Genomic DNA, 12,290 nt, shown 5'->3' on the forward strand with positions numbered 1-12,290 from the left:
ATGGAAACCCTGAATTTCCTGATGCAGGGCTTCGACGTCGCCCTGCGTCCGACCAACCTGCTGGTGGCGCTGTTCGGCGCCTTCGTCGGCACCATCGTCGGCCTGCTGCCCGGCCTCGGCCCGATCAACGGGGTGGCGCTGCTGCTGCCGCTGGCCTTCGCGCTCGGCCTGCCGCCGGAAACCGCGCTGATCCTGCTCGCGGCCGTGTACCTGGGCTGCGAATACGGCGGGCGCATCTCGGCGATCCTGCTGAACGTGCCGGGCGATGCCGCGGCCATCATGACCACCCTGGACGGCTACCCGCTGGCGCGTCAGGGCAAGGCAGGCATCGCCCTGTCGCTCTCGGCGGTGAGCTCCTTCACCGGCAGCATCATCGCCACCTGCGGCGTGGTCGCGTTCGCCCCGCTGCTGGCCAAGTGGGCGGTGGCCTTCGGGCCGGCTGAATACTTCGTGCTGATGGTCTTTGCCATCGCCTGCCTGGGCGGCATGGTCGGCGACAAGCCGGTCAAGACGCTGATGTCGGCCCTGATCGGCCTGGGCCTGGCGACCGTCGGGGTCGACTCGACCACCGGCGTCTACCGCTTCACCTTCGGCAGCGTCAGCCTGTCGGACGGCATCCAGTTCGTGATCGTGGTGATCGGCCTGTTCTCGGTCAGCGAAGTGCTGCTGATGCTCGAACAGACCCACGCCGGCCAGCAGGCGGTCAAGGCCAGCGGCCGCATGCTGTTCAACCTCAAGGAATACACCCAGACCGTCGGCACCATGCTGCGCAGCAGCGTGGTCGGCTTCGTCATCGGCACGCTGCCGGGCGCCGGCGCGACCATCGCCAGTGCGGTTACCTACATGACCGAGAAGCGCATGGCCGGTGCCAGCGGCCGCTTCGGCGATGGCGACCTGCGCGGCGTGGCGGCGCCGGAAGCGGCCAACAACGCCTCGGCGTGCGGCTCGCTGATCCCGATGCTCACCCTCGGCGTGCCCGGCTCCGGCACCACCGCGGTGATGATCGGCGCGCTGACGCTCTACAACATCACGCCCGGCCCGCTGCTGTTCGAACAGCAGCCCGACGTGGTCTGGGGCCTGATCGCCTCGCTGTTCATCGGCAACGTCATCCTGCTGTTGATGAACATCCCGCTGATCGGCCTGTTTTCCCGCATGCTGGCCGTACCCAACTGGGTGCTGGTCCCGGCGATCACGGTGGTCAGCCTGGTGGGCGTCTACGCCGTGCACAGCACCACCTTCGACCTGGTGCTGATGATCGGCCTCGGCGTGTTCGGTTACATCCTGCGCAAGCTGGACTTCCCGCTGTCGTCGCTGATCCTGGGCTTCGTGCTCGGCGAGATGATGGAGAGCAACCTGCGCCGTGCGCTGTCGATTTCCAACGGCGACCTGGCGATCCTCTGGAGCAGCCCGATCACGCTGATCCTCTGGGCGCTGGCCATCCTGATGCTGGCCTTGCCGGGCCTGCGCTGGTGGCGTGCAACGCGCCGCCGCGTGCATGACAAAGGCGCCGAGACCCAGCCCGCGCCATGATCGCAGGCAGGTTACCGGCCTGGTGGGGCACGCCGCTGGTGGGTGCCCTCGGCGGCTGGCTGGCGACCCTCGCCGGCTGGCCGCTGCCGTGGATGATCGGCTCGCTGCTGGCGGTCATCCTTGCGCGCTGCGCCGGCTGGCTGGTGACCGACGTGCCCCATGCGCGCAAGGCCGGGCAGTGGATCATCGCCAGCGGCATCGGCCTGCACTTCACCAGCGAAGTGATGCAGCAGGTGCTGGCGCATTTCGGCGTCATCCTCGCCGGCGCGCTGGGCACGCTGCTGCTCAGCCTGATCGGCATCGTCATCCTCATGCGTACCGGCACCGACCGCGCCACGGCGTTCTTCGCCAGCATGCCGGGTGGCGCCAGCGAAATGGTCAACCTCGCCAACCGCCATCAGGCGCAACCGGCCCGCGTCGCGGCGGCGCATAGCCTGCGCCTGTTGCTGGTGGTCTTGATCGTGCCGGCCCTCTTCACCTGGAGCCTGCCGGCGGTCGATGCGCCGCCGATGCCGGTCGACTGGGCCTGGCTCGCCCTGCTGCTGCCGACCGGCGCGCTGCTGGCCATGCTGTGGCAGAAGGCCGGCCAGCCGAACCCCTGGATGCTCGGCCCGCTCACGGCCTGCGCGGTGGCCAGCGTGACATTCGACCTTCACCTGGGGCTGCCGGACGGTGCCGGCCAGCTCGGCCAGTGGCTGATCGGCTGCTCGCTGGGGTGCCACTTCGACCGGCCGTTCTTCCGCAGCGCGCCGGCCTTCCTGCTGCGCATCCTGCTGTTCACCCTGCTGGCGATGCTGACGGCCGCCTTGCTCGCGCTGGCGCTCGGCTCGGTCGCCCGGCTGGACGGCACATCGCTGATGCTCGGGATGATGCCCGGCGGCATCACTGAACTCTGCCTCACGGCCGAGGCCCTGCAACTGTCCGTCGCGCTGGTGACGGCGCTTCAGGTGCTGCGGCTGTTTCTCGTGATGTTTCTCGCCGAGCCGATCTTCAGCCTCTGGCAGCGCCGCCGCGCCGGCTAACGCGCCCCGCCCGGCAGCACAACGCTCACCTGCTGGCGCGCGACCAGCCGTTGCTGGAATTCGGCGGGATCATGGATGAGCACGGCCTGCCCGGCGTGGGCCTGCGCGGCGATCAGGCGGGACAGCCAGAAGCGCACGCAGGCGATGCGCAGCATCCGCGGCCAATGCGCCGCCTCCTCGGCCACGAACGGCCGCAGCGCCGCATAGCCGGCGAGCAGTGCCTCGGCGCGGATCGGGTCGAGCGCGCCGTCGGGCAACGAGCACCAGTCGTTCACGGCGATGGCCACGTCATAGAGCATCGGCCCGGCGCAGGCATTGTAGAAGTCGATCACGCCGGTCAGCCGACCGGCCTCGAACAGCACGTTGTCGCGGAACAGATCGGCATGCAGGTTGGCGCGCGGCAGCGCGAGGATCGCCGGCTTGTGGGCCGCGACCTCGCCGAGCACCGCTTCCAGCAACGCACGCGGCCCGGCTTCAAGTACGGCCAGCAGCCGCGGGCCGGCGTCGAGCATCCAGTCCAGCCCGCGGTCGCTGCGCCGCTCCAGCACGCGCCCGGCGGTGGCCAGGTGCAGCCGCGCCAGCCACTGGCCGACCTGCGTGCAATGCGCCGGCGCCGGGTCGTGCACGTGCCGGCCCGGCAGCCGCGGCTGCAGCAGCGCAGGCTTGCCGGCCAGCGCGCGCAGGGCCTCGCCCGTCTCGGTGGTCAGCGCGTAGGGCACCGGCAGATCGGCCTGGTGCAGCGCTTCGAGCAGTTCGACGAAGAACGGCAGATCGGCCTGCGGGCCTCGCTCGACCAGCGTCAGCACGTACTCGCCGCCGTCCAGGCTGACGAAGAAGTTGCTGTTCTCGCTGCCCGCGGCGATGCCTTCGAAGGCCCGCAGCCGGCCGAGCCGATAGGGCGCCAGGAACGGCTCGAGCTGGTCGCGGGTCAGCGGGGTGAAGACGGACATCCGGACCTCACCAGCTGAAGATTTTCCACGCCGGGATCAGCATGTCCGGCCGGTCGCTGCGGATGAAGTTGCTGTCGCCGTCGGCGCGCACCAGGAAGTACGGCTTGCCGTGCTTGGGCGTGACCTTGATCGCATAGAGGAAGCCGTTGACGCGGTATTCCTCGACCGTGCGATCGCCCTCCTGACGGATGGTGACGTCCGGCTCGGCATCCACCGATTCCTGCGCCAGGGCACCCATCGGGGCCAGCGCCAGCACGCCGGCCAGCATCCAGAATCTCGCGTGTCGCATGGTAACCTTGCCCCTTTTCCCGGTCAGTGACGTGGCAATTCTAGCCGCCGGCCCGCCGAAAAGGTTGATCCTCCCATGACTCAAGCGCCCCTCGTCCTGGTGGACGGCTCCTCCTACCTCTACCGCGCCTTCCATGCCCTGCCGCCGCTGACCACCTCCACCGGCAAGCCGACCGGTGCGGTCAAGGGCGTGCTGAACATGCTGCTCAGCCTGCGCAAGCAGTACCCGGACAGCCCCTTCGCGGTGGTCTTCGACGCCAAGGGCAAGACCTTCCGCGACGAGCTGTTCGCCGAGTACAAGTCGCACCGTCCGCCGATGCCGGACGACCTGCGCAGCCAGGTCGAGCCGCTGCATGCCAGCATCCGCGCGCTCGGCCTGCCGCTGCTGTGCGTCGACGGGGTCGAGGCGGACGACGTGATAGGCACCCTCGCGCGCCGCTGCGCCGCGCTCGAGCGCGACGTGGTGATCTCCACCGGCGACAAGGACATGGCCCAGCTGGTCTGCCCGCACGTGACGCTGGTCAACACCATGACCGGCAGCGTCTACGACATCGAAGGCGTGAAGGCCAAGTTCGGCGTCGGCCCGGAGCTGATCATCGACTTCCTCGCGCTGATGGGCGACAAGGTCGACAACATCCCCGGCGTGCCCGGCGTGGGCGAGAAGACCGCCTGCGGCCTGCTCAACGGCATCGAGGGTGGCCTGAAGGGTCTTTACGAGAACCTGGACAAGGTCGGCGACCTGCCGATCCGCGGCGCGAAATCCTTGGCGGCGAAGCTGGAAGAACACCGCGACGCGGCGTTCATGTCCTACGAACTGGCGACCATCAAGATCGACGTGGCGCTGGACGTCGAGGTCGGCGACCTGATGCCCGGCGAGCCGCACCGCGAGGCGCTGATCGCGCTCTACCGCGAACTGGAATTCAAGAACTGGCTCGACGAGCTGCTGCGCGAGGCCAAGGCGGCCGGCGAAGACTGCGATGTCCAGCCCGAAGGCTGCTCGATCCAGGCCGAGGCCGAGTACGAGACGATCCTCGAGCAGGCCGACTTCGACCGCTGGCTGGCCGCCCTGCAACAGGCCGACTGCTTCGCCTTCGACACCGAGACCACCAGCATCGACGCCCAGCGCGCCGAGCTGGTCGGCGTGTCCTTCGCCATCGAGCCGGGCAAGGCCGCCTACGTGCCGCTGTGCCACAGCTACATGGGCGTGCCGAAGCAGCTCGACCGCGATGCCGTGCTCGCCGCGCTCAAGCCGCTGCTGGAAGACGAGGGGCGGGTGAAGATCTGCCAGCACGGCAAGTACGACATGAACGTGCTGATGCACTACGGCGTCGAGCTGCGTGGCCTGGCCTTCGACACCATGCTCGAGTCCTACGTGCTCGACGCCACCGCCACCCGCCACGACATGGACAGCCTGGCGCTCAAGTACCTCGGCCGCGGCACCATCCGCTTCGAGGACATCGCCGGCAAGGGCGCCAAGCAGCTGACCTTCGACCAGATCGCCATCGAGCAGGCCGGGCCGTATTCGGCGGAGGACGCCGACGTCACGCTGCGCCTGCACCAGACGCTGTGGGGCAAGCTGGAGCAGACGCCGTCGCTGGCCGGCGTGCTGAAGGACATCGAGATTCCGCTGGTGCCGGTGCTGGCGCGGATCGAGCGCAACGGCGCGCTGGTCGACGCCCAGCTGCTCGGTCAGCAGAGCGTCGAACTCGGCAACAAGATGGTCGAGCTGGAGCGCCAGGCGTTCGAGATCGCCGGCGAGGAATTCAACCTCGGCTCGCCCAAGCAGCTCTGCGCCATTCTCTACGACAAGCTCGGCTGCCCGGTGCTGTCGAAGACCTCCGGTGGCCAGCCGTCCACCGCCGAGGGCGTGCTCGCCGAACTGGCCGAGCGCGACTACCCGCTGCCGAAAGTGATCATGCAGCACCGGTCCTTGAGCAAGCTCAAGGGCACCTACACCGACAAGCTGCCGCAGCAGATCAACCCGCGCACCGGGCGCATCCACACCAGCTACCACCAGGCCGTCACCGCCACCGGGCGGCTGTCGTCGAGCGACCCGAACCTGCAGAACATCCCGATCCGCACTGCCGAGGGCCGGCGCATCCGCCAGGCCTTCGTCGCGCCGAAGGGTTACCGCCTGCTGGCGGCGGACTACTCGCAGATCGAGCTGCGCATCATGGCGCACCTGGCGCAGGACGCCGGCCTGCTGCACGCCTTCCAGAACGACCTGGACGTCCACCGCGCCACCGCGGCGGAAGTCTTCGGCGTCGCCCTCGAGGAGGTCAGCGGCGACCAGCGGCGCAGTGCCAAGGCGATCAACTTCGGCCTGATCTACGGCATGAGCGCCTTCGGCCTGGCCAAGCAGATCGGCGTCGGCCGCGGCGAGGCGCAGGCCTACATCGACCGTTACTTCACCCGCTACCCCGGCGTACTCGACTACATGGAACGCACGCGCGCCCAGGCCGCCGAGCAGGGCTTCGTCGAGACCCTGTTCGGGCGCCGCCTGTACCTGCCGGAAATCCACTCGAAGAACGGCGCCATGCGCAAGGCGGCCGAGCGCACCGCCATCAACGCGCCGATGCAGGGCACCGCGGCGGACATCATCAAGCGCGCGATGATCGCCGTGGACCGCTGGTTGCAGGACGAGGCGCTCGACGCTCGGGTGATTCTGCAGGTGCATGACGAACTGGTGCTGGAAGTGCGCGAGGACCTGGTCGAACAGGTCTGCGATCGCATTCGGCCGCTGATGAGCGGCGCCGCGCAGCTGGACGTACCGCTGGTGGTCGAGGCCGGCGTCGGGCTGAACTGGGACGAAGCGCACTGACAGACAGGGCGCAAATGGCTGGACGTAGGGGTGGATGATGGCGAAGCCTCATCCACGCGTGTGCTGGCCCGCCCATGAGCGTCTCACCTGGGCGTGTAAGTGGTGGTAAACGCTGCGCGGCTTTCCACCCTGCGGTTATGAGCCGAACGGCCGCGGCGCGCGGTCTGGCGGGGCGATTTCGGTCAGGTTCGGCTTTTTTCCGGGGCGGATTGAACTAAGCGCAGCCAACCTCGGTCAGAGGATTTCGAGAGGCCCAAAAGGCCTTTCGATGCTCCTTGTTGTGTTAAGTGTTGGCAGATCTCTGGACCCCGCCCTAGCGGTCCGGACTTGGACCTCGAACTTCCCCCTCCCCCAATGAAGTTCGAGGTTTTTTTTCGTCTGCGCGAAAGGCTCCGCCGTCAGCGGGCAGCAGCGCCGGGTAGCTGCAGACCGCCAGACGCCCGATGCAATGCATGCAGGTGGTCGCGCAGCCAGGCGAGATTCTGCCGCACCGCCTCGAGCGCGGCCTGGCGCTCGGGACTCAGCAGGCTCTGGATTTCCTCGTCGAGCTGGTCGCTCAACCGCGCCAGTTCGGCCTGCCGGCGCGCGCTGCGCTGCTCCAGCTCCGCGCGTTCCCGGGCCTGCGGCAGGCCGTACCCCGAATCCACCAGCAGCTCCGCCGGACGACTCAGGAAGCCGCTGTTGGCCAGTATCGCCTGCAAGGCGCCGTCGGCCTCATGCAGCGAGCCATCGCCGGCTTGCCGCGCATCCAGGTAACGCCGCTTCAGCTCGTCCTGCGCCAGCAGCACCTGTTGCCGCAACGCCGCCTGCTCGACCAGCAGCAGCGCCGCGCTGGCACGCAGGTCGGCCTTCTCGAACCAGGACGCACGCTCGGTCGCCGGCAGATCGAGCCAATCCTCGACCCACGCCTGCGGCACGCCGAGGCGCTCGCGGACGATAGCGAACATCGCCTGGTAGCGATCCCGGTAGGACTCGAAGCGATAGCCCAGCCGCAGCGCCTCGCGCGGGTCCTCGAGCACGCCGAGGTCGGCCAGGCCACGCGCGCCGAGCACGGCCAGCAGGCCGTTGGGCATGATGCTGTCGAGGTCGCGCAGCGCCGGGTGATCGGTGCCGCTGCGCAGCAGCTTGAGCGTCTCGACCGCGCAATTGTTGGTCAGGAAGAAGTAGTCGCCGTCGTAGCTCCAGTGCAGTTCGGCACTGCGCACCACCAGCGCCTCGAGCTGCTCGCGGGTCAGCCGCAGCGGCACCGACGCCAGGCTGCGCAGTTCGACCTTGGTGTACTCGTCGACCACCTGATCGAGCGGCAGCACGAACAGCCGCGAGGGGTACTGGCCGGTCAGCCCGTCCCAGCTCGACAGCTGCACGTCGCCGACAAACGCGCGAAACGACAGCACCAGATGGTGCGCCAGGTCGAGCCGACAGTCCGGCCCGAGCGGGCGGCCGGGCGCGCAGATCACCAGCCGCAGCATGGTATGGCCCCAGCGGCTGGCCCAGGCATCGTTGGCTTCGGCGAACAGGTAGTCGACTTCGTAGACCCGCGCCGGATCGAGGCTGAGCAGCGGCATCCGGGCGAAATCGCTGCCGGCATTGAGGATCGGCAAACCGTCCGGGCAGGGCTTGCCCGCCGGCCGCCAGCCGAAATGCTCGGCGAAGTAGCGGGCCAGCGAGGGGCGGCGGCACCGGTAGGACGGGTCGAGCAGAAAGTATTCGAAATTGACCGCGACGAACTCGCGCGGATTACGCCGCTCGTAGGGATCGGGGCTGCGCGCGACCTGATGATTCTCGGCTTCCCGTTCGCCCCGCGTGCCGACGCGCTGCGGCCAGCCGGCGAGATCCAGCAGGCGCGGGTCGTCGCTCAGCGTGAAGCGCCGGTCGGTCTGGCCGCGACACGCCGCGGGCAAGCCGACGAGTCCGGTAGAGGCGTCCCGCCAGCCGCAGCGGGCCAGCTGCGCGCGCGTGCTGTCATCCCAGCGCTGCGCGCGGTCATACAGGTGCATCAGCTCATGCAGCACCGTCGCCAGCAGTTCGCGGCGCACCGTGCCGTGCGGACGATCGGTAGACGTGGAGGCGGCGGAACCGTCGACCAGCGCAGCAAGCCGGTCGCGGTTGAGTTCGAGCAGATCGCCACCCGCCCGGCCATAGCCGTTGGCCGGCAAATCGTCGGACCAGCGCACCCGCACCGAGCGATCGAGCCGCTCGACGAAGCGGGGCGGCAGCGCGGCGTGCGCCTCGTCGAGCAGCAGGCGGGTCGCCTCGATGTCGGCGGGGCCGAGGCCCTGCGGCTCGAGCACCAGCCGCAACCCGGCGACGGCATCGGCGACCGACAGCAGGCCGATCAGCAACAGCGCCGCTCGCAGGCTGTTCACAGGGCGAGAATGGCCTCGGCCAGCGCCAGGTCATCGGCTTTACGCGCCTGCGGGACGCGCTCGCGGAGTTCGCGCAGAGCCGCTTCCAGGCGCGCATGGCGCTGGGCGCCCCCGCTGGCGACGAACGCCGCGGCCTCGTCGCGGGCGGCGGCGACTTCCTTCATGTCGCGGATCGAGGTGGTGGTGTCGGAGGTGAAGTCGACGCTGCGATCCAGCGCGCGGACGACGATGTTGCTGGTGGCTTCGAGCGTCTGAGCCTGAACGCCGGCGGCGCACAGGAGGACGAACAGCGGCAGGGCTTTGATCAAAGGCATCGGGGCATTCCGTAGCAGAACGGTCATTGGACGAGCAACGCCTGCGCCAGTTCGAAATCGCTGGCATCAAGCTGGGGATAGGTGTCACGCAGCAGGCGCAGGGCTTCGGTCAGGCGGGCTCCAGCCAGCTCGCCACCGCTGGCGACGAAGCTCGCGGCATCGTCCCGGGCGAGGGCGAGGCGATCGTCGAATGGCAGGCTGGTGAGCTGGCTGCTGACGAAGGACGTCGCGGCGACCCCTTCGGTGGTGACGCCGAATGCACCGGCCGGGCCGGCGACGAAGAGCAGAGCGAGGAGGAAAACAGGGGAACGCATGAACAACCTTGTCGCGGAGGAGAACGGCGGCAAAGGCTAACCAAAGCGGTACGTGGCGGCTAGTCCGACCAGGCAGTACCGGGCCTGGTGGGCAGGTTGCGCCCTGCACGGCGCGAAAGCTTTGCAGGTACGTAGGAGCCGGCTTGCTGGCGATGCTTTTGCTTTCATTCTCGGCGTCTCGCTCAGGTGTTTCGAACGCCACGCTTTCCTCGGCCCGGCCTACAGGTTGCGCCTTGCACGGCGCGGAATGCTGGGATGCACCGTAGGAGCCCGCTTGCGGGCGATGCTCTTGTCTTTTGGCTTCACGATCTGGGGTTTTGGACGCCGCGCTTTCCGCGGCCCGAACTACCGATTGTGCCTTGCACGGCGCGAAAGCTTGCAGGTCCGTAGGAGCCAGCTTGCTGGCGAAGCTTTTGCTTTCATTCTCGGCGTCTCGCTCAGGCGTTTTGAACGCCGCGCTTTCCTCGGCCCGACCTACAGGTTGCGCCTTGCACGGCGCGTCACTTTTGCCAATCGCGGCAAAAATAACCAAAACCGCTTGCCCCTGCATCCGGCCCCGGCTTTGCCGGGGTTCCCTCGCTCCGGTGCCGTTCCAGGGGCGCGCCACGAAGGGCCATCCATGGCCCTCGCGGCTCTCGCGGCGTCCCTGCCGCTCAACCCCTTCCACGACACCTGCGCTCAGCCTGCTGACGGGGCGAGTGGTGTGGGCTGATGGTTTGGGTGTGAAGAGCAAGAAGCAAAGCAGAAAAAGAGAAAGCGCAGCTGTTGTGGTATCGAATGGGAGACAACCGTAGGGTGCATTCGCGAAGCAATGCACCGATTCGTATCGGCGGCGTCCCCGGCGGATTGTTCGCTTCGCTCCTGAATCCGCCTTACGTCCTCCAAGCCCACGGACTAGGCCTGTCACCGAACCGCCACCACCGTAGGGTGGAAAACCGCAACGCGTTTTCCACCGCTTGCACGGCGATGAGACCTTTACCTGGCCGCCCCATGTTGTGCCCAACCGGCGCGTGCTCAAAATTAGGCCACTACAGGCTTTTAATTTCGCCTTGCACCTCACTCCCAGACCACTCGAACCAACCCCCTTTCATCCGGCCGAACGCAGGCGTTGCGCAGGGGGACGCGAGGCAGGACGCCGAGCGAGGCGCGGCGGGACAGGGACGTCCCGTCGTGACGTGCCCCCGGAGCGGCGCCGGAGTGAGGGAAGTCTTCGCACAGCGAAGACCCGGATGATGGGGTCGCCTTCTCTTTGGTTACTTTCTCTTGGCGAAACAAGAGAAAGTGACGCGCCGTGCAAGGCGCAACCTGTAGGCCGGGCCAAGGAAAGCGCGGCGCCCGAAACTCCAGACCGCGAAGCCAAAAGACAAAAGCATCGCCCGCAAGCGGGCTCCTACATACGATCCAAAATTCCGGCGCCGTGCAAGACGCAAGCTGTAGGCCGGGCCGAGGAAAGTGCGGCGTCCATAACCCCAAATCACGAAGCAAAAAGCAAAAGCTTCGCCCGCAAGCGGGCTCCTACAAAAGGCAGCTAAATTCAGCGTCCAAACGCGCCGTGCAAGGCGCAATCTGTAGGCCGGGCCGAGGAACGTGGCGCTCGAAGCTCCTCCGCGCCAAGACAAGCGCGGCAAGCGCATTCCCGGCCGACACCGGTCCATCGCCAGGCTCATGGCCTCACGACGGACCCGCGCCACGCCTACCGCGGTACCGCCCTCACTGCGCGAGGATGGCGCTCGCCAACTGCAGGTCGGTCGCCTGGATATCCGGCGACTGGCTGCGGATATGCGTGAGCGCGGCTTCCAGGTGAGCACCACGCACGGTGCCCTCGCTGGCGACGAAGGCGGCGGCGTCTTCGCGCGCGGCCAGCACGATCTTGTCGTCCACCTGCGCCGTGGCGTTGGTGGTGGCTTCAAGGCTGCGGATGGCGCCGCCGACAACCATGTCGGTGGTGGCGATGAAGCTTTCGGCCTGGGCCTGTCCGGCCAGCAGCAGCGAAACGGCGCAAAGGGGGGCAAGTCGACGAAGCATGGCGATTCTCCTCAATGGGTTGTCACGCTGAAGACCGCCCGAAGCGCCCTCGCGTTCCGTTGCGTCATCGCCAGAAGGGCTTGCTCAGCTCCTGTTCGCGCGCCGCCCGGCTGATGCCCACGTCGGCCAGGGCGCGCTCGTCCAGCGCAGCGAGCTGCCGGCGCGTGCGTGCGTTCCGGCGCCAGACGGCCAGGCGTTGCGCCGCGTGTAACAGCAGGCCGAAGGGGTCGAACGGCCGAAACCGGGCAATGAGCCGGGGCAGCACCTGTTCCATGACCAAGGCTCCTTCCCGCACGGCGGCGGGCATGGCTGATGGGTAATCAGCATCGGCCAGGAACAGTGGCGGACGTAGTCACAGGGGCGGCGAATTGTGCCGGTGCAGCGGTGGGATTTTCAGCACCTGTACCGGTCAGTTGCGGCGGTGACTGTTCCGATACCGGATGACGCGCGCACCGCTTTCACGCAGGGAAAGCCGCAATGAGGCCATGCGGATTGGGCAGGCGATCCTGCGCCAGCGCAGGGGATGGCCGCGCAAGACCGCTATTTTCGTGGGCAGGACCGCGCCGGCACCCGATGCTCTCCCGAAGGGAGCGCCAAGGTGCTGGGCATTTCAGCCGATGGCGACGCGACGGCTGTTCGGCAGGCGCAGCCCGCTGCCAG

General features: G+C 68.0%; 11 protein-coding genes. 4 read left to right on the forward strand and 7 right to left on the reverse strand.

Going from position 1 to position 12,290, the window contains the following annotated elements; all coding sequences use genetic code 11:
* Both D7325_RS18125 and D7325_RS18130 read left to right on the forward strand, forming a co-directional pair.
* Entirely contained in the window at positions 1 to 1,530 is a 1,530-nt protein-coding gene (locus D7325_RS18125) for a tripartite tricarboxylate transporter permease (protein WP_120997857.1), read from the forward strand.
* Positions 1,527 to 2,552: an AbrB family transcriptional regulator gene (locus D7325_RS18130; RefSeq protein ID WP_120997858.1), complete on the forward strand. Its 1,026-nt coding sequence runs from the start codon at positions 1,527 to 1,529 to the stop codon at positions 2,550 to 2,552. The genes D7325_RS18125 and D7325_RS18130 overlap by 4 nt, the downstream gene beginning before the upstream one ends.
* Here D7325_RS18130 and D7325_RS18135 read toward each other — a convergent pair.
* The gene (locus D7325_RS18135) at positions 2,549 to 3,502 is read right to left on the reverse strand and encodes a homoserine kinase (protein ID WP_120997859.1); all 954 of its coding nucleotides are present in this window, start codon (positions 3,500 to 3,502) and stop codon (positions 2,549 to 2,551) included. The genes D7325_RS18130 and D7325_RS18135 overlap by 4 nt on opposite strands.
* 7 nt (positions 3,503 to 3,509) lie before the next feature.
* The gene (locus D7325_RS18140) at positions 3,510 to 3,791 is read right to left on the reverse strand and encodes a DUF2782 domain-containing protein (RefSeq protein ID WP_120997860.1); all 282 of its coding nucleotides are present in this window, start codon (positions 3,789 to 3,791) and stop codon (positions 3,510 to 3,512) included.
* Positions 3,792 to 3,866: 75 nt separating this feature from the next.
* On the opposite strand from D7325_RS18140, the gene polA reads away from it, so the two are divergent.
* Positions 3,867 to 6,611 (forward strand): DNA polymerase I, encoded by a 2,745-nt coding sequence (gene polA, locus D7325_RS18145; RefSeq protein WP_120997861.1) that lies wholly within the window; start codon positions 3,867 to 3,869, stop codon positions 6,609 to 6,611.
* A 398-nt stretch (positions 6,612 to 7,009) separates the two neighbouring features.
* Here the strand turns inward: polA and D7325_RS18150 are convergent, their stop codons facing one another.
* From D7325_RS18150 to D7325_RS18160, 3 genes are read right to left on the reverse strand one after another with little or no spacing between them, the layout of a single operon-like run.
* The gene (locus D7325_RS18150; protein WP_120997862.1) at positions 7,010 to 8,977 is read right to left on the reverse strand and encodes a DUF7844 domain-containing protein; all 1,968 of its coding nucleotides are present in this window, start codon (positions 8,975 to 8,977) and stop codon (positions 7,010 to 7,012) included.
* The gene (locus D7325_RS18155) at positions 8,974 to 9,291 is read right to left on the reverse strand and encodes a DUF2388 domain-containing protein (RefSeq protein WP_120997863.1); all 318 of its coding nucleotides are present in this window, start codon (positions 9,289 to 9,291) and stop codon (positions 8,974 to 8,976) included. Before D7325_RS18155 ends, D7325_RS18150 begins: the two co-directional genes overlap by 4 nt.
* A 23-nt stretch (positions 9,292 to 9,314) precedes the next feature.
* Positions 9,315 to 9,605 (reverse strand): DUF2388 domain-containing protein, encoded by a 291-nt coding sequence (locus D7325_RS18160; RefSeq protein WP_120997864.1) that lies wholly within the window; start codon positions 9,603 to 9,605, stop codon positions 9,315 to 9,317.
* Between the two features lie 274 nt (positions 9,606 to 9,879).
* Between D7325_RS18160 and D7325_RS19150 the strand changes: the two genes are divergently transcribed.
* Positions 9,880 to 10,317 carry a hypothetical protein gene (locus D7325_RS19150; RefSeq protein WP_162988072.1) on the forward strand — a complete coding sequence of 146 codons (438 nt, stop codon included), beginning with the start codon at positions 9,880 to 9,882 and terminating at the stop codon, positions 10,315 to 10,317.
* A 998-nt stretch (positions 10,318 to 11,315) separates the two neighbouring features.
* On the opposite strand, the gene D7325_RS18170 is transcribed toward D7325_RS19150, so the two are convergent.
* The gene (locus D7325_RS18170; protein ID WP_120997865.1) at positions 11,316 to 11,630 is read right to left on the reverse strand and encodes a DUF2388 domain-containing protein; all 315 of its coding nucleotides are present in this window, start codon (positions 11,628 to 11,630) and stop codon (positions 11,316 to 11,318) included.
* A 64-nt stretch (positions 11,631 to 11,694) separates the two neighbouring features.
* Complete coding sequence (locus D7325_RS18175) at positions 11,695 to 11,904, reverse strand: DUF1127 domain-containing protein (protein WP_120997866.1); 210 nt, start codon at positions 11,902 to 11,904, stop codon at positions 11,695 to 11,697.
* Positions 11,905 to 12,290: the final 386 nt, after the last annotated feature.

It is taken from the genome of Stutzerimonas urumqiensis, assembly GCF_003640395.1.
GTDB lineage: Bacteria > Pseudomonadota > Gammaproteobacteria > Pseudomonadales > Pseudomonadaceae > Stutzerimonas > Stutzerimonas urumqiensis.